This is a genomic window from Runella sp. (assembly GCF_027484545.1).
In the GTDB taxonomy this organism is placed as follows: Bacteria; Bacteroidota; Bacteroidia; order Cytophagales; family Spirosomataceae; genus Runella.
In genome coordinates, this window is sequence record NZ_JAIXST010000274.1 from 13416 (window position 1) to 31088 (window position 17673).

The 17673-nt window shown below is 41.1% G+C and carries 15 protein-coding genes; 4 read left to right on the forward strand and 11 right to left on the reverse strand.

Features of this window, described 5'->3' with window-relative positions; genetic code table 11:
- Positions 1 to 78: 78 nt before the first annotated feature.
- The 5 genes from Q0081_RS24620 to Q0081_RS24640 form a co-directional block, all read right to left on the reverse strand.
- Entirely contained in the window at positions 79 to 3396 is a 3318-nt protein-coding gene (locus tag Q0081_RS24620) for a VCBS repeat-containing protein (protein ID WP_298360025.1), read from the reverse strand.
- Positions 3397 to 3474: 78 nt separating this feature from the next.
- Positions 3475 to 5067, reverse strand: coding sequence for a SusD/RagB family nutrient-binding outer membrane lipoprotein (locus Q0081_RS24625; RefSeq protein WP_298360027.1), 1593 nt, complete (start codon positions 5065 to 5067; stop codon positions 3475 to 3477).
- Between the two features lie 30 nt (positions 5068 to 5097).
- On the reverse strand, positions 5098 to 8205 hold the full coding sequence (locus Q0081_RS24630) for a SusC/RagA family TonB-linked outer membrane protein (RefSeq protein WP_298360029.1): 3108 nt from the start codon (positions 8203 to 8205) through the stop codon (positions 5098 to 5100).
- A 155-nt stretch (positions 8206 to 8360) separates the two neighbouring features.
- The gene (locus Q0081_RS24635) at positions 8361 to 8624 is read right to left on the reverse strand and encodes a carboxypeptidase-like regulatory domain-containing protein (protein WP_298360031.1); all 264 of its coding nucleotides are present in this window, start codon (positions 8622 to 8624) and stop codon (positions 8361 to 8363) included.
- A 164-nt stretch (positions 8625 to 8788) separates the two neighbouring features.
- Entirely contained in the window at positions 8789 to 9880 is a 1092-nt protein-coding gene (locus Q0081_RS24640) for a dipeptidase (protein WP_298360033.1), read from the reverse strand.
- A gap of 221 nt (positions 9881 to 10101) precedes the next feature.
- Here Q0081_RS24640 and Q0081_RS24645 point away from each other — a divergent pair, with 221 nt between their 5' ends.
- Both Q0081_RS24645 and Q0081_RS24650 read left to right on the forward strand, forming a co-directional pair.
- Positions 10102 to 10428, forward strand: coding sequence for a hypothetical protein (locus Q0081_RS24645; RefSeq protein WP_298360035.1), 327 nt, complete (start codon positions 10102 to 10104; stop codon positions 10426 to 10428).
- 1 nt (position 10429) lies between these two features.
- Positions 10430 to 10714, forward strand: coding sequence for a DUF6544 family protein (locus Q0081_RS24650; RefSeq protein ID WP_298360037.1), 285 nt, complete (start codon positions 10430 to 10432; stop codon positions 10712 to 10714).
- A gap of 25 nt (positions 10715 to 10739) precedes the next feature.
- On the opposite strand, the gene Q0081_RS24655 is transcribed toward Q0081_RS24650, so the two are convergent.
- Positions 10740 to 11729 carry an App1 family protein gene (locus Q0081_RS24655; protein WP_298360039.1) on the reverse strand — a complete coding sequence of 330 codons (990 nt, stop codon included), beginning with the start codon at positions 11727 to 11729 and terminating at the stop codon, positions 10740 to 10742.
- Positions 11730 to 11780: 51 nt separating this feature from the next.
- Between Q0081_RS24655 and Q0081_RS24660 the strand changes: the two genes are divergently transcribed.
- On the forward strand, positions 11781 to 12665 hold the full coding sequence (locus tag Q0081_RS24660; protein ID WP_298360042.1) for a diacylglycerol kinase family protein: 885 nt from the start codon (positions 11781 to 11783) through the stop codon (positions 12663 to 12665).
- Between the two features lie 64 nt (positions 12666 to 12729).
- Here the strand turns inward: Q0081_RS24660 and Q0081_RS24665 are convergent, their stop codons facing one another.
- From Q0081_RS24665 to Q0081_RS24680, 4 genes are all read right to left on the reverse strand, one after another.
- Positions 12730 to 13134 (reverse strand): hypothetical protein, encoded by a 405-nt coding sequence (locus Q0081_RS24665; protein ID WP_298360044.1) that lies wholly within the window; start codon positions 13132 to 13134, stop codon positions 12730 to 12732.
- 83 nt (positions 13135 to 13217) lie between these two features.
- Positions 13218 to 14429 carry an alanine dehydrogenase gene (locus tag Q0081_RS24670; protein WP_298360046.1) on the reverse strand — a complete coding sequence of 404 codons (1212 nt, stop codon included), beginning with the start codon at positions 14427 to 14429 and terminating at the stop codon, positions 13218 to 13220.
- 6 nt (positions 14430 to 14435) lie between these two features.
- Complete coding sequence (tsaE, locus tag Q0081_RS24675) at positions 14436 to 14864, reverse strand: tRNA (adenosine(37)-N6)-threonylcarbamoyltransferase complex ATPase subunit type 1 TsaE (RefSeq protein ID WP_298360049.1); 429 nt, start codon at positions 14862 to 14864, stop codon at positions 14436 to 14438.
- A 10-nt stretch (positions 14865 to 14874) separates the two neighbouring features.
- Positions 14875 to 16131, reverse strand: coding sequence for a hypothetical protein (locus Q0081_RS24680; RefSeq protein ID WP_298360051.1), 1257 nt, complete (start codon positions 16129 to 16131; stop codon positions 14875 to 14877).
- 216 nt (positions 16132 to 16347) lie between these two features.
- Between Q0081_RS24680 and Q0081_RS24685 the strand changes: the two genes are divergently transcribed.
- Positions 16348 to 17394 carry a Gfo/Idh/MocA family oxidoreductase gene (locus Q0081_RS24685; protein ID WP_298360053.1) on the forward strand — a complete coding sequence of 349 codons (1047 nt, stop codon included), beginning with the start codon at positions 16348 to 16350 and terminating at the stop codon, positions 17392 to 17394.
- 79 nt (positions 17395 to 17473) lie between these two features.
- On the opposite strand, the gene Q0081_RS24690 is transcribed toward Q0081_RS24685, so the two are convergent.
- A partial coding sequence (locus tag Q0081_RS24690; protein WP_298360055.1) for an SDR family oxidoreductase occupies positions 17474 to 17673 on the reverse strand: 200 nt, incomplete at its 5' end.

The window sequence follows — 17673 nt, forward strand, 5'->3', positions numbered from 1 at the left end:
CATATTACCTATTACAAAATTAATTCTTATCCCACCAAAGTGTGGTGTATTTGCTTTGTCGGAGTTGGCTGTTCATATTTACTTCCTACCCAAAATCAAAGCCTCGCCATCATTTACCCCAACAATTATCCGTTTAGTTTTGCCCGAATTGATAGTTTGCAAACTTCTAATATTGCCTTTTAGATTCAATCCTGATTTAGATTGTGGGGCATATTGAAAATTGTTTTTTCCATCACCCAAAAGCAATACACCGTGATTGGCGAGGTAGCGCCCAAATTTGATGCGTGTCCATGTATTGCCACCGGCCAAGAGCAAATCTTTTTTACCATCATTGTCAAAATCATCGGCTATGATGCCGGTTACAGGGGCATATTGTGCTTCCATTGGTAGTGTATGGGCTTTAAATCCTTTGCTACCTTGATTTTCGAGATAGACGGTTTGCATGGTTTCGGCTTTTAGGATCTTAGCATCTTTCAATTCTTCAGGGCTAAAAACATCGGTAATCGTAGCGGTTGAATACGATTTATAATCATTGAATTTTTTCTTGATAAATGGCATTGGGTCGGCCAAATCATCACGAGAGGCCATCGGATACGATACTCCATCAATGTAATAACTCAGGACAGGCACAATCGAACCATTATCAGTAAAATCTTTGTAATGGACAGTCATCGGTTCTTTATCATTGACTTTAAATTGTGTGTTTAACCCACAATTCCCAATAATTAAATCCAAATCCCCATCGCCATCCATGTCGGTGGCATTGATTTTATTCCACCATCCAGTACTTGCAAAATGGATGTATTCCTCAGATTTATCAGTCAATTTTCCTTTTGAATTGATAAAAACTTTAATGGGCATCCACTCGCCTACTACAACCAAGTCTTGTTGTTTGTCATTGTTTAAATCCATCCAAATGGCATCGGTTATCATACCAATTTGGCTCAATGCTGCACAGGTTTTTTGGGTATTATCAGCAAAGTTCCCCTTCCCGTCATTGATTAAAATATAAGAATTTGGAGCAACAGGATACCTTCGTGGTACGATTCTACCACCTACAAAAAGGTCTAAATCGCCGTCCGAATCAATATCAGCCGCTTTTACGCACCCCTTGCTTGCTAATAGTTTGGGTAGAGCATTTTCACTTTTACTAAATCGTGGCGACGAACCGTTCCCTTTTCCTTCATTGATGTACAATCTATCTTGGAGCAATGGGTCGTTTGCTTCAAATTCATAGCCTCCTGCGACAACATAAAGGTCTTTGTCGCCGTCGTTATCTGCATCAAAAAAAGTGCTTGCAATGTCCTCACTACTGGCATTTTGTGCAAAAACCGGCGTATTTATTTTACTGAAAGTATTGTTTTTATTTTGTGTGAATAGTTGCGAAACTTCGCCTTTTGCTCCTCCCATAAAAAAGTCATCCAAGCCATCATTATTGATGTCTGCTACCTCAATGGATGGTCCTTGTCGGCTGAAATAATTTGGCAAAAGCGATTGTACCGTAAAATCATTGAATCCATTTTCTTTATGACTCACATTTGTCAGATTGCTTTGCGTGAAAATTGGATTTAGTTTCTGATTTGGATAGACCCATTTGTTTTTGGCATCCGCTATTTTTAATTCTAAAAGTTGATTGGTTTTTACGGAAGTAAGCTTTTGATATGAATCATTCATCCAAATGACTATCAACGAATCAATCGTGGTATTTTCGCCAACGCCAAAATTTAAAACAGGGTCATTTGATGATTGAAAGCCCCTTACAGGCGATTGTTCTTGGTACATAAGCTGTCCTTTGGAGTACAGTTTCACCTTTGCACCGATGCCAAAACGGTTGGTAGCACCACCATCCAATTTGACGGATAAATAATTGTTTTTACTTAATTTTTCGGCATTGTTTTTATAGATACTCGCCAATGCATTGGTGTTATTTACGATTAAATCGAGGTCGCCATCATTGTCCAAATCGGCATAAGCAGCCCCGGCAGAAACCCCTTTTGTAGTAAATCCCCACTCATTTGACATTTTTTGAAAAGTACCATCTCCTTTGTTTTTGAAAGCATAATTTTGCGTTTCATTTTTAGGCATTTTTCGTAGATATTCAGGAATCGGGTCCACATTTGCTGAGTCTTTTGCCATTGATTTAATAACTCTATCCACCGAATACTTCAAAAAATCCATTTCAGTATAATCTTTCACGTAGCCATTGGTGATGAAAAGGTCTTTGAATCCATCTTTATCAAAATCGCTGAATAAGCCCGCCCAACTCCAATCGGTATTTGATACGCCAGCCAGTTGCCCCACTTCGCTGAAAGTACCATCGCCATTGTTGCGTTGAAGCATATTTCGGCTAAATTGATAATAAAATCCTTGCCTAAACAGAAACTGAAACTTATCAAAATTCTCAGGTCCGCTGTGCATTTTGATGGTTTTATTGTCTTCTGGCATCATGTCGAGGGTCAGTAAATCAACATTTCCATCGTTGTCATAATCAGCAGCATCGGTTCCCATCGAGTAGAGGGAAATATTATCCATTTTTTGGATAAGTTTTTCTGTAAATCGTGGGGATGCCCCTGAAACCTTACCATTGTTTTCAAAGAAATAATCGGGTTCGTTGAAGTCATTGGAAACCGAAATATCTGACCATCCATCGTTGTTGAAATCTGAGACCGTAACTCCCAAACCAAAAGTCAACACATTTGAAAAAATGCCTTCTTGGTCTGATACATTAGTAAAGTGATTATTGTCATTGCGATAAAGTTTACTGGCATAATCGGGGTTGCGTTCTTTTCTTAACTCAGGGTTATCTTGAACGCCTGCAGTATATTTTTGAATAGAATGATTGATAATGAAGCAGTCTAAATCGCCGTCTTTGTCATAATCTAAAAAAGATGCCATTGTCGAATAACCATTGTCGGCTAAACCGTATTCATCGGCTTTTTCGGTAAAACTTAGGTCGCCATTATTGACAAAAAGAAGGTTTTTACGTCGGTCGGGGTTAATATCGGCACTTCGACAAATATAAATATCTAATTTTCCATCGTTGTTTACATCGCTCATCGTTGCTCCAGTACACCAGCCCTGCATTTGATCAACGCCTGCTTTTTTTGTAATGTCTTCAAATTGAAAATTCCCTTTATTCAAAAAAAGCCTATTCCTGACCATATTTCCGGTAAAAAGAATGTCTTGCAGACCATCGTTGTTGATGTCGCCAACAGCAACGCCTCCGCCATTGTAGAAATAGATGTAATTGGCAACATTTAAAGGACCATCTTCAAACAGCGTATTTCTGAAATTGATACCTGTTTCAGAATCGGACAATTCAGTAAAAAGGGCATTATTGTTTTTACACGAATTCAAAAAAAACAGTGTAAAAAGGGCGAATAGGAGTTTTCGCATGGTTTTGGGTATGAATGATAAAAAGATTCCACCAAATAACGATATTCGGTGGAATCTAAAAAAATCTTAGTACAAAATCTAATTCTTATCCCACCAAAGAGGTGTTGTTACTTTATCGCCACCAGAACCTAACAACGGAACTGCTGCATCAACAGCCGCTTTATTGTTTTGTTTTTCTGATAACAAGAATGGAATTCTTCTTATCCATTGCTTGGTTGGGTCTGAAATATCCGGGTTTTCAGAATTTGCCACAGGATACAAAATAAAGCTACGACTACGACGATAATCTGCCCATGCCTCTGTTCCATCAGGGAAGATAGCCAACCATTTCTGAATTGCAATCTGCTCTCTTTGTGTGGCTATATCACTTGCCCACTTGATTGGAGCTTTAGAAACAGCCGGAGATTTCAAGAAATCTTCAGGAGCTACAGGTACATCCGAACTATTGATATAGGCAGTAATTGCAGCAGCATCTGTGATTCCCCATTGCTTCATTGATTGGGTAATACCTTGTTCATACAAACTTTTGGCAGTTCCGTTCATGTTCCAACCTAATAATGCACCTTCAGCACGTAAGAAGTAGGCTTCTGCTACTGACATGATGTTTTGAGGTGTTTCTAAGTAATTGGCATTTCCACCAAAATCTGGCGAAGACCATCTGGGACCAACCTTAGCATTGGCAGTTGGTAAATTTATTGCTTCTGTCAATTGAGTAGAAGTAAGTCCATTACGCAAGCCATCGTATTTTCCTGTACCATTAGGATTTGATTTCGTAGCATTGTTTGGCAACCAATAAACCGACATACGTGGGTCTTTGTAACCTTTTAAAACCGACTCCATTGAAGCACTCATGCGGAATTCGTTCCAATCAGACATAATCGAAAGTCCATTATTATCTGCACCTTTGGTACTTTTCTGAATAAGGGCATCATCGCTTGGGCTATCAGTAAATACACCAGCCGCAACTGCTGCTTCTGCTTCTGATTTTGCTCTTGCTGGGTCAACTTTTGAAATTCTCAAAGCTAAACGTAATCTCAGACTATTAGCAAATTTTAACCATTTTTTTGCATCTCCACCATAAATGAGGTCGAAACTTCCATAAGGTTTTTCGCTTGATTTCGATTTCAAAATATCAGATGCTGCCGCCAATTTCTTAAAGAAATCATCGTAAATTTTGTCTTGAGCGTCGTACGCCACCGAACTACCTGCTTTTCCAGCATTGAAATAAGGAATTGGCCCCCAGTAATCCGTAACTCTGTGAAAACCAAGTACCCAAACCACGTCTGCAATTGCTGCTTCGGCAGAACCCGCAGGAGCAGCCGCCTTGATTGACTGCAACTGAGGCACCATTTCGGTATAAATCGGATTAAAAGCTGCCCCTACCCAGTCCATACGAATATTCAATCGGTCAGATGGGAAATAAGTAGCCGTACATGCAAAATATTGAGAATACTGGTCTGCAAAAAGGTTTTGTGCTACCTGATAATTCCAGATGTTTGGTACTGCTGAGGCTTCTGCTTTGGCAAAAAGGAAGGGTAATTCGGCCGAACCTACGGTAGCGACTGAGTTTCTGTCTGTATTGATTTCGTCAAATTTGTCTGTACAAGAGCTGAATATAAGTACAAAAAAACTGAGAACAGACAAGGATTTTAAAAAGCTATCTATCTTCATTTTGTAAATTTTTAATTTAAAAATTAAACCTTAGAACGTTACTTGCAAATTTACACCCAAAGTACGAGTTGCGGGCATTGTACCATATTCAACGCCTTGGAAGTTGCCATTACCCAAACTCATATCAGGGTCAAACCACATTTTACGTTTTTCTAAACCCGGAATCTCCAATATTGAACTGCCTCTGTATAACCATAATAAGTTACGGGCAACGAGCATCAATTTGGCTGCTTTTATAGCTTTAATGCTTTTTACAGGGAGATTGTATCCGATTGAAAGTTCTCGTACTCTAAAATTAGTAGCATCATAAGCAAAAAACTCACCTGCGCCGTATCTTTTACCGGAAGCGATTTGCCAGAAATCCTGTGCTTTGATGGATTTTGAGTTAGCTTCCCCTTTATCATTTACACCACCCAGATTCCAGCCGCCTTCGCGATTTGCCTCTGTTGCTTCAGTAATACCACTAAAAGCCAAGTTCATTTCAGTTCCTGAAACAACAATGCCACCCACACGACCATCAACTAATAAACGTAGAGAAAAATCTTTATAATTAAACGAGTTGGTCAAGCCGAGTGTTGCTTTTGGGTTGAAATTACCGATATAACTTTGCTCTTGTGTTAATTTAGGCTTACCGTTGGCATCAACGATATTCTGCCCAGAAGCATTTTTATCCCATTTGAAAGCCCATAAATCGCCATAAGCTTTACCTTCTTCAACTACTGGCGTTGCCGAGCGACCGAATCCACCACCGAGATAGAATATTTTTACTTCATCGCTCAATGCAACAACTTTGTTACGGTTCATAGCGGCATTGAAAGTAATATCCCATTTCAAAGGCGAATCTTGAGGCAAAGGTGTACCTGTTAGTACCAATTCAATACCTGAGTTTTGGATGTTTCCAGCATTGATGTATTTGCTGCTAAACCCAGTGGCAACTGGTAAACTCACACTCAACAATTGGTTGAATGAATTGCTCTTATAGTAAGTAGCTGTGACACCTAATCTATTCTGCAAAAACTTCGCTTCGATTCCGAATTCTAAGTTTCTAACAATTTCAGGCTTTAAGTCAGGAAAAGGAAGTGTTGAACTGATTTGTAAAAATCCATTTCCTGCGCCTTGACCATAATTATAGACAGATTTCAACAAACCAAATCTACCACCATTACCTACTTCGGCATAGTTTACGCTTGCTTTTAAGAAGGAGATGCTTTCTGGGACTTCCAATAAGTCAGAAAGAATGGCTGAAACACCCACAGAAGGATAAATGAATGAGTGAGGACTTGGAAGTCTTGAATCCCAGTCGTTACGCAAGCTCAAATCCAAAAATACTGATTCTTTCAAAGACAAGTTGGCTTGTGCAAATACAGACTGTGTTTGTACTCGGGTAAAGCCTGATGATACTGATGGGTTTTGTGCAAAATTCAAGCTGAATTTATTGGTTACATTCAAACCACCTGCTGATTGAAAATTACCATCGTATTGGCTATCTTGGAAAATTCCACCTACACGATAATTGATGCTTAAATTATTAGTGATTTTGTTATTACCATCAAGCATCAAGTCAAACCATTTTTCGGTTACATTTATCGTGCTTCTTGAATAATCACCACCTGACCTCGAATACAAGATTGTTCCTTGATTAATCGAAGTTTCGCCGTTGTCAGTAGTTTTATCAAGGTTAGCTTTTCCTGAAAGAGTCAACCAATCAGTAAGTTTGTATTTAGCTGTTAAAAACCCAATCACTCTATCTCTCGCTTCGTTATTGACGTAGTTATTTATCATCCAATAGGGGTTTTGGTAAATCGAACTTAGCGTAGATGGAAAAGTTGTAGCTTCCGGGATACCGACATTGTTTGTTTTTTCATATTGCATCAAATCGGCAGTCGTCATGTTTCTCGCCACATTATAAATATTAGATACTGGGGCGTTTTCTTCACCCGACCGTGGGCGGCTATTTATTCGTTGATTAACATACGTGATTTTAGCATCCGTCGAAAAACGCTTCGAGATTTGGTTAGTAATACGAAGGTTTATTGTATTTCTGAATAAATCATTTTTGTTAATAATCCCACTAATGCGGTTATTGGTATAAGACAAGTATGTTTGCATTTTATCTGTACCACCCGTTACACTAATCGCATTATTTAAGCTCGAACCATTTCTGAAAAAATCCCGTACATTATTAGGTTGTGCCGAATAAGTCCCTGGTTGTCCTAAATAATTAGTGATAGATTGTCCTGTCATTTTTGCACCCCAGCTTTCGCCCGATGTCGTAGTCAATGTACCACCGTTGCCTTGCCCATAGGTATTTTGGAAGCGAGGTAATGCCCAGACGTTTTCAGTACTAAAACCTGAATTGATATTTACAGCAATTTTATCTGCCTTACCTTTTTTGGTCGTAATAACCAAAACGCCATTACCCGCTTGGCTTCCATACAATGCCGCTGCCGATGCACCTCTCAATACCGTAACTGACTCAATATCGTCAGGGTTGATACTCGAAGCACCGTCAGAACCTTGCACGAACCCAAAGTCGCTACCTGCTGTTCCGTTTGTACCATTGCTCAACGGCACACCATCCACTACAATCAAGGCATTGTTTGAGCCTTGAATCGAGCGATTACCTCTCAATACAATTCTTGCTCCAGAGCCAGGACCACCCGAACCTTGGGTAATTACGGCATTGGCAATTTTACCCGAGAGCGAGTTAATCACGTTGTTTGGGTCTCTTGCTTCTACCAATTCAGTGGGTTTTACAGTTTGGGTTGCATACACCAGCGTTTTCTTTTCACGAGAAATACCAAGTGCCGTAACGACTACTTCGTTTAAGGTACTTGCATTTTCAGTAAGCGAAAAGTTCATGGTCGAAACATTAGCTCCCACTAATTTTTCCAGGGTATTAAAGCCAATAATCGATACTGCCACCATCACATCGCCATTTGGTACGCTTAAACTATAGGTACCGTCAGCATTGGTGACCGTTCCTTTGTTTGTGCCCTTGACAATCACCGAAGCGCCAGGTTGGACTTCATTGGCGGAAGAAGTCACCTTCCCTGTTATGACACGCGTTTGTGCTCGTAGGCCATTTACCATGAAAAGTAAAATGGCTATGAGCCATAAAAGTTTGTTTTTTTGCATAGTAGTTTTGTTTTTTTTGTAGGTTCCTCCATTGTGAAATGGTTTTGAAAAGCAAGAACCTGTTAAGCTTTCAAAACCTGTTTCAAATATGCAACATTCAAGAAACAAATGCAATTTCTGATTCTAACGTTTTTTGGGGCGGTTTCGATAACCGTTCATAGACGTACGCCGGCAATCACAAACAGGGCATAACCCACCGAAGAAAACATCAAAGTTCCCGAACCGGGAACCGAAAGTTTAAAAGCACCATCACCGTCGGAAGTGATTCCTCGATTGGTGCCTTTGAGAAGGACATTGACGCCAGGCAACAGTTGCCCGTTTTCGTCTTTGACAGTACCTGACAGAATTCTGTCCTGCGCCATCAATTTTCCAATACCGATAAAAACCGATAATAGACTGAACAGTAAAACTTTACGCATAAAATAGATTGGGGTTAGTTAACTTACCATTCGCAATTTATACGTAAATTTTAAATAATTGTTAACAATAAGGTCTGTTTATTAATTTTTTTTAATATGTCATTTATACACTTAAAAATTGTACATATCTAAGCCGTATATATTTTTTTATTTTAAAAGAATACCTATAAAGCACCACTTGCCCAAGCTGCATTTAAGTGCCTTAACCAATTTTTATGGAAGATATTCTGAATATCAGTTTCTGAGTAGCCTCGTTTACGCAATAGACCCTGATACAACTGCAAATCTGAGATGGTATCCAAATCATAAGGCGATTGTTCGCGGCCAAACATTCCGTCCAAATCAGTCCCAAAGGCTACATGAAGGCTATTGCCCGTCAATTGACAAATATGATCCCAATGGTCCACCAATTTTTCCATAGTCACCCCAAACTCCTTGGGGTCTGATTGCCGTTGCAAAAATCCGGGTGCCAGCATCCAGGCATCCAGTGCGCCGCCTATCACCGCTCCGCGTTCCACCAAACGCAAGATTTGCTCGTCAGAAAGTTGACGTTGATGCGGCACCAACGTACGGCAATTGTGGTGACTCGCCCAAATCGGACCTTTAAACAATTCCAGTGCTTCGCTAAACCCTTTGTCAGTCAGGTGGGTAGCATCCATAATCATCCCCAACGCGTCCATTTCGCGGAGCAAATCCCGCCCTGCCAATGTGAGTCCGTCGGCGGTACCCGTACCCGAAGCATAACGACCCGGGCCGTACCACGCAGGTCCCAGAGCTCGTAAACCATAAGCGTATGCTTTTTCAAGATAGGAAAGATTCACTAAGGAATCGGCTCCTTCGAGGGAAAGAATAAAGCCAACGGGCTTCGTTTCGTTCAAAATTGATGTATCTTCCCAAAGAGCAATGTGTTTGTTGAGTTCGGCTAAATTGGTGATTTGCACCATTCCCCCTAAATCAACCATTGCCTGGTACCATGCTACCTGCGCCTGCGTCATGGCCCAAGCCTGCGCAGGAGAATACCATCCGTCAAATGCACTTCCGCGCTCGGTGACACGTGCTAACTGCGTAGCCACCACCAAACCCACGTTGCCGCGCCGCAATTCGGGCAACGAAACCGTCCCTTTTCCGCGGTCGCGTTTGTCGGTCAGGTTCTTTTCCACTTCGCGCTCGCGGAGTTCATATACAGAGCACGTGTAGTCACGGTTGCATTCTACGGCGTTCATCGCCATGTCCAGATGAGCATCAATGAGGAGCATTTTGTTTTTTTATTACTTCAATTTCCCCAAAGATAAAAGGGAAGTCGAAATATGCTACACTTTCAGTAACGGAAATGTGAGAATGATAGAAATCATTTCTGTAGTTGTATACTGCTTTTGGAAGTGGAAGTTCGCATTTTTACATTTATGAATGGGAACGATGCACCTGTAGCCGTATTCGTTTACTACAGATAGGAATTTACAAAGAAAAATAAGTCAAAATGTCAAAATTAACTGTCATAAAAATTGCGCATACCCTCATTTGGCTCTTTTTCAATGTGGTACTTGTTTACCTATTTTACGCAGTCGTTGCCAATAAAATTGACATATTCGTATGGATTGGCATTGGCCTCATTTTGATGGAAGGGCTGGTACTGCTTTATTTTAGAATGATGTGTCCGCTTACGATCATGGCCCATAAATACTCCGATTCGCCCAAAGACAACTTTGACATTTTTCTTCCAAATTGGCTGGCGAAGTATAACAAATTGATTTATACCACTCTTTTTATCGTTATCATTTGTATCCTGATTTATAGGATTTTATGAGATGGCAACTAAAAAACGCGTCAGAATAGGTTTAACAATAATAGGAATCTTCCTGATGGCGCCCATCATTGGTAAAATAACGCTGTCTATTCAATTCAACAACGAAGTAAAAGAACTCTTTTCTCATTCAAAAAATATTTCCAATAAGACGTTCAGCTATAGACAGCTGGTTGGATTACCAGAGCCTGTCAAACGCTATTTTAAACACGTAGTAAAAGAAGGGCAACCTTATATAAGTTATGCCCGACTCAAACACGATGGTCAATTCAGAATTAGAATACAATAAACCTGAACTGTTTTGAGTATTTTCTTCAATTTAACAGTCCGATTGATATTGAATGCGCAATGGCTTCGTCGGTGTGTTTAAAAAGGCAGGTATGAATTTCTTTATTTTGAATGGATTCCAACAGATGTAAAGTAGGAGCCTCTTTTTCAAGACTGATATTTCGGAGATAAATAGCCACAATCCTATCCGGGTATTTGTTGGCAATAGTGGCATAAATTTCAGGGTCTTTTTGTGAATTATCCCCCAGTAAAACGAATCGCTGTTTGGGAAATACCTTCAGAATTCTCACCACTCGCATTAATTTACCCTGGTGTTTTGTATTGCCCGTTTTGAATAATTGATACCATTTTTTGATGCTATTTAAAAGAAAAGCACCTTTGGGCAGGTCATTGTGTTTGAAAAATTCATTCAGATCATCGTACAGATTCCATTCGCTGTTGGATACGTAGAAAAAGGGATTAGGCAGTTCGGGTTCCGTATGCGCAAGGGCAAGCAGTTGATAATACTTCACAACGTCCGCAAATGTTTTTCGACTGCGGGGGTTTTCCGTAAACATGACCCTTAATTTCTTACCTGTATCGGCTGAATGAGAAACAAGTACAGTATCGTCAATGTCTGAGATAAATCCATATTGTGTAGAATGTGGCACGAAAATTTTACCCTGACCCGTAGCAGCGATATACCCCTGCGGAGTTAATAGGTTTACGTTAACGTGATGCCATCCCGCTTCTACAGAAGCAGCCGATTGCCATTCAAACTTAAAAAAGCCGTCTGCTTCTGTAGTGCAATATAATCGCTGATTCCCCCATTCTAGCTCCACTTGGACATTGGGTATCGGCTTCACAAAAAACAACTTAGCCAAATGAATACTGTTGGTCAGCGCATTATTGGTGAATTTGCTCGGCCTTACCAGTTTGCCTGCCAATACATGACCATACACCACCAAATCACCTTTATGTCCGTAGCCATGATAAACCTTTACGGTGGCACCGGAATAGTCTATTTTATTTCCCATCTTTAAGCAATTTACAGAAGATTTGATTACTTATGACATTACCACACACCAATGACTCAAGAAAATAACCTCAAATTATTTTTCGTCATCAATCCCGGCTCAGGCAACAACAAGACAGATTGGCCGGTGATAATTGCTGATTATTTTAAACCATTACCTCATACCATTGAATTGTATTCTCTTCCAAAAAATTGCAATGTGGAAACAATTAAAGAAAGAATAAAGTTGTTTTCGCCGCATCAGGTCATTGCAGTAGGAGGAGATGGAACCATCAAATTGGTGGCCGAATGTTTGCTGGAAACCGATATGACCTTAGGAATTCTGCCCGCAGGCTCTGCCAACGGATTGGCCAAAGAACTGGGCATCGGGGATAATACCACAGCAGCATTGGATATTCTTGCAAAAGGGTTTTCAAAAAAAATACACGTAACCACTGTCAACGGCGAATTGTGCATTCATCTGAGTGACATCGGTTTGAATGCTTATTTAATGAAGCGGTTTGAAAGCATAAAGGTCAGGGGAATGTGGGGGTATTTGATGGCTTCCTTTAGAGTACTGTGGCAACATTCATTGATGGAAGTGGAAATGAAGATTGATAAAAAACCAATCACCATCAAAGCCGCCATGATTGTGATTGCCAATGCCACCAAGTACGGTACAGGGGCAGTTATCAACCCCATTGGAAAATTGGACGATGAATTGTTTGAAGTGATCGCCGTAAAAAAAATATCTCCCCGCGAAATTTTCAAAATGGTGGTCACGCACGCTCCTTACGATTCCGAAAAAACGGAAGTATTTCAAACAAACGCTTTACTAATGCGCTCGGCTAAAAAAGTACATTTTCAGGTGGATGGCGAATATTTGGGAAAGGTCAAGGAAATAAAAGCCATTCTTATTCCCGATGCCCTGAAAGTAATTATTCCCGAGCCTGTCTAACTGGCTTATTCGATATTTTGCGGTCAAAGAGGAAATCTAAACTCCCTTTGACCGCAAACAAAAATTAATCTTCGGGGAAAGGAATAAAGACAAAGCCGGCAAAATCGCCTTGGATGACAAACAGGCAACAGAATTCATCGGGGTTTTTATAATTTTCCCTGAACATTTCAACGGCCTCTGTACCAATCAATTCGCGTTGAACAAATTCATCCAGAAAAGAAGCGCGATACGCCCATTCATTTTCGAGTTCCTGCTTTCCAATTAGTAACAACCCCAATTCCAGCTCTTTTTGAACTGCGACAAAAATGGGATTTTCGGAAAAACCTCTTTTTCGTATCTGGTACGAAGCCTCTTTTAATTGGTCGGCTACTTTGACAAAATCCTGCGATACCATCCCCAAAAGTCGTCTGTTGACGTCGGGCGAATTGGCATCATCCATTAAGCTGTTTTCGTTACTGTTGTTAATCATAATTTTTTAAGGAGTCAGAAGTCAGGAGACAGAAGTGAGGAGTAAAAAAATAATACTGACTCCTCGTTACTCACTCCTATTTTTTACATTCTTGCTGCTAATAATAAACTTAAATCTTTGTGGCGCATACTGAATTTTTTGGCAATAAAGGGATTCGTCAACGTACCTCCGTGGGCATACACCCCCTTACTGAACCAACGACTGGCGTACATCATTTGTTCCACTCCCCCGGCATGTCCCATTTTAAGTAACATTGGCAAAAACACATTACTCAACGCAATACTCGCTGTATGACCTACACGGGAGGCGATGTTGGGAACGCAATAATGAATCACATCATAAAGGCGATACGTCGGCTCTTTATGTGTAGTAGTCCGAGCAGTTTCAATGCAACCGCCTTGGTCAATCGAGACATCAATAATCACCGAATTGGGCTTCATCCGAGCTACCATTTCTTCAGTTACCACATGAAGGCTGTAACCCTCGTTAGGCCGCAAAGCACCAATCACAACATCAGCCCGCTGAATCGCTTCCGATAATGTGTCCGACTCAATAATGGATGTATAGATATTTTGACCTATGGCATACTTGAGCCGTTGCAAACGATAGATGTGCTGGTCGAAGATTTTAATCTCGGCTCCCAAACCTAACGCAGTTCGTGCCGCATATTCGGCCACCGTTCCGGCTCCGATAATTACCACTTTCGTAGGCGGTACGCCCGTAATTCCTCCCAAAATAATACCTCGCCCCTTGTTGGCACTGCTTAAATATTCGGCAGCGATGAGCATGACGGTGCTCCCGGCAATTTCGCTCAGGGAGCGAATAACCGGCTGCCCGCCTCCTGGATCTTCGATGTATTCATAACTGACAGCCGTAATGTGCTTGTCGTTGAGATGCTCAAAATACGACCGCTCGCGCGTAGGCAAATTAAGGGCAGAAATAATCGTTTGGCCGTTTTTTAAGTAGCTAAATTCCTGCTCTACAATGGGTTCTATCTTTAGAATCAAATCACTCGCAAATACTTCCTGCGGAGAATACACAATCTGAGCACCTGCTTCACTGTATTCATTGTCCGAAAACTGGGCTCCTTCTCCTGCTCCCTTTTCTACAACAACCCGGTGACCGTTACGCACCAAAATCGCCACCGCTTCTGGCGTAAGTGCAATTCGATTTTCCTGCAATGAAATCTCCTTTGGAAGCCCAATCAACAGGCTTTGCTGACTCGTTTTTACGGGAGCCAACGCCTCCTGAGGATACAGTGCGGTCTGTTGCGCTAATTCGCCAAAACCCATCATAGTTTCTTATTCGTTAGTTGAAATCTCAATCGAACGTTTGCCGTTTGACAGTTGGGTAATACTGATTTTAATGAATTTCTCAGGAAGTAGCTCCGCAATCTTATCTGGCCACTCTATAAAGCACAAATCTCCTGAATCTAAGTATTCTTCCAAACCAATATCATATGCTTCGGTCCCATTTTTAAGTCGATAACAATCAAAATGGTAAATCGTTTCCCCACTGTCAGTCAGGTATTCATTTACAATCGAAAAGGTGGGGCTTTGCACTGTATTCAACACGCCCAATTCTCCACAGATGGCTTTAATAAGCGTTGTTTTGCCCGCTCCCATTTCACCTTCAAAAAGCCAGATCATTTCATCCCCACAAGCGGCAATGACGTCTCTTGCGACCTCTCTTATACCCTGTAAATCAAACGCTTTCAGTCTATTCGTCATTCTACATTCATTAATTCGTCATTCCCGATACACCTCCCACTTTTTTCAAATCCTTGGTCAATTGCTCCATCAACAAACGATGCGCTTCCGGAGTAGGATGACTGTCGTAGGAAAGTTGGTATTGCTTGGAAGGAAACGGAAATAATTTTCGATAATCCAGTACCTTCAGACCGCGCTCTTTCAACAGACCAATCATCGGCGAATCTTTTTTCAGCAAATCAGGGTAAACGACGACGTAAAAGTTATCATTTTTAAACTGCTTTTTATACTCTTCCTGCGAAGCTTTGATGAGGTTTGCTGTTAGTTCGTAGTCTTTTGGGCGATACCCAAACGGAAAGTCCATCGCAAAATGTTGACGCACTTTACTTTTAAAAATCATCATCCCAAAACGATATTTAATGGGATGTACAAAACGATAAACCCCCGTTGTCTTCATGGTGGATTCGTCCAAATCAGGAAAATAGCCGTCGTACATTCCTATCCAACCCGCCGAAGGAATCGCCCGATTGACGTGATCTTCAATATAAGTATAGATGGCAATTCCCTGTTTTTGAGAAACTTGCTTTGTTAAATCTTCGTGTTGCAGCCTTGCCAGCGCATGACGGGGCGAGTACCCGAAAAAGGCGTAGTTATAGGCTTGATAATCAGCATTTTCTTTCTGGAAATAGTACGGTATAGTTTCATTGTCTTTCACCGCATCACCGTACGTAAACGAACAGCCAAAAAACAAAGCATACTTATCACGTTTTGGATGAGTACTATCAGCAAAAGGCGTAATTCGGCGCGAAAAAGAATCCGCTTTCATTCCTATCTGTACAACAGGTTTTCCCTTCAGGGTTTTGGTCCACCAAAACGTATGATTGGGAATGGGTTTACGGCCTAAGAATTCATCAAAAGCATAGCTTGAATCATACGCCGGGCCGGCATATTGCGGCAAAGAAGATGTCGTTGACTTCTGACTTGCGTCGTGAATCCATCCTACCACTACTTCAACTCCATAAATCACCAACAAAACGGATACCAACGACAACAGGACGTTTTGTAAAAGCGGTGGGCCGTTGCGTATCAACAAATACAAAACTACGAAAGATACAGCCCAGGCCACCAAACGAAATCCGATGAGTCGCAAGTCGTAATCAAACCAGATCCCGTCGCCATTACCTACAAAAAATTCGACTCCAATAAGCGATAGCAGCAACAATATAACAAAAGAGATGAAATAGCCGAGACGAGCGAATAAGGAAGTATTTTTCTGAAAAAAAGACATATTTGTATTTTTGGGACGGTAAAAATACAACTTTTTCAGCCATCTCTAAAAAAAGATACCTCCGTAAGAGTAGCTTTTAGGAGTAAACCTCTTCGATTTAAAAGTAAAATTGGTTTACTGCTTATGAGTTTCCATTATTTACTGACCGCTTTTATACTTTAATTCGACACCGCGCGGGCTGCCCCGTTTGCATTAACCCCCACTCGACACTCTTTTATGCAATCAACACTCTACACTCCCTTAAATGTTGGCCTTATCGGCTTTGGCCTATCGGGACGCTATTTTCACGCTCCTTTCTTAGAAGTCAGTCCGCATTTTAATCTCAAGAAAGTAGTTACCCGAAACAGCGCCGCTGTTCATGAATTTAACCCTGCCATTGAAGTGGTCAGCTCTGCAGAGGAACTTTTGGCCGATGATACCATTGACTTGGTTTTTGTTTGTACTCCCAATCACCTTCACTTTTCAAACGCCAAAGCAGCTCTGGAAGCGGGGAAACACGTTGTCATTGAAAAGCCTTTTGCCAATACCGCTGCGGAAGCCGACGCACTGATTGAACTCGCAACTCAAAACAATCTGATTATTACGGCCTATCAAAACCGCCGTTGGGATGCCGATTTTTTAACGATTCAACAGTTATTGAAAGGGGGAGTATTGGGCGATATCGTGGAATACGAATCTCATTTTGACCGCTATCGCCCCGAAGTGGCTCAAGGAACGTGGAAGGAAATAGCAGCTGCCGGCGCAGGGAATTTATATAACCTTGGGCCTCACCTGATTGACCAGGCTTTGGTGCTTTTTGGCACCCCAAAAACAGTCACGGCGACTATAAAAACCATTCGTCCGAATGGAGAAACCGACGATTATTTTGATATCCGAATGGATTATGAAGATAAACGCGTCATTTTAAAAGCCAGTTTATTGGTCTTTGAAAATAGCTTACGGTACATCATTAACGGCAAAAAAGGCAGTTTTATTAAATCAGGGTTAGATATTCAGGAAGATACACTGCGAAAAAACATCCTTCCTAATACAGAAAATTGGGGAGAAGAGCCCGAAAGTCAGTGGGGAAGCCTCTATACCGAAGCAGGAAAAACCATTCTTCCGACCTTAGCCGGTCACTATGCTCCTTTCTACGAAAATGTATATGAAGCGATTGCCTTAGGAGCCGAATTGCAGGTAAAACCTCAGGAAGCACGCAACACTACACGCGTCATGGAATTGGCATTGGAAAGCAGCCGATTGGGAAAAACAATGGATTTCTAAGATAAAAAGAAGCCTTGCCAAGATTTTGAATCGGGGATGCCTAATCCGAGACATCCAATCTTGGCAAGTCTTTTTTTTATTACCCCTTATCCGAAAATTCAGGATAAAGCATCATTCCTCCGTCTACGTAAAGAGTTTCTCCTGTCACATAATCAGAATCGTCGGAGGCCAGCCAAACGGCCACTTTAGCTACATCTTCGGGTTGGCCAATGCGGCGATAGGGAATTAGGTTCATCAACTCTTTCATGTTCTGCTCCGACGACCAAACACTTTTATTAA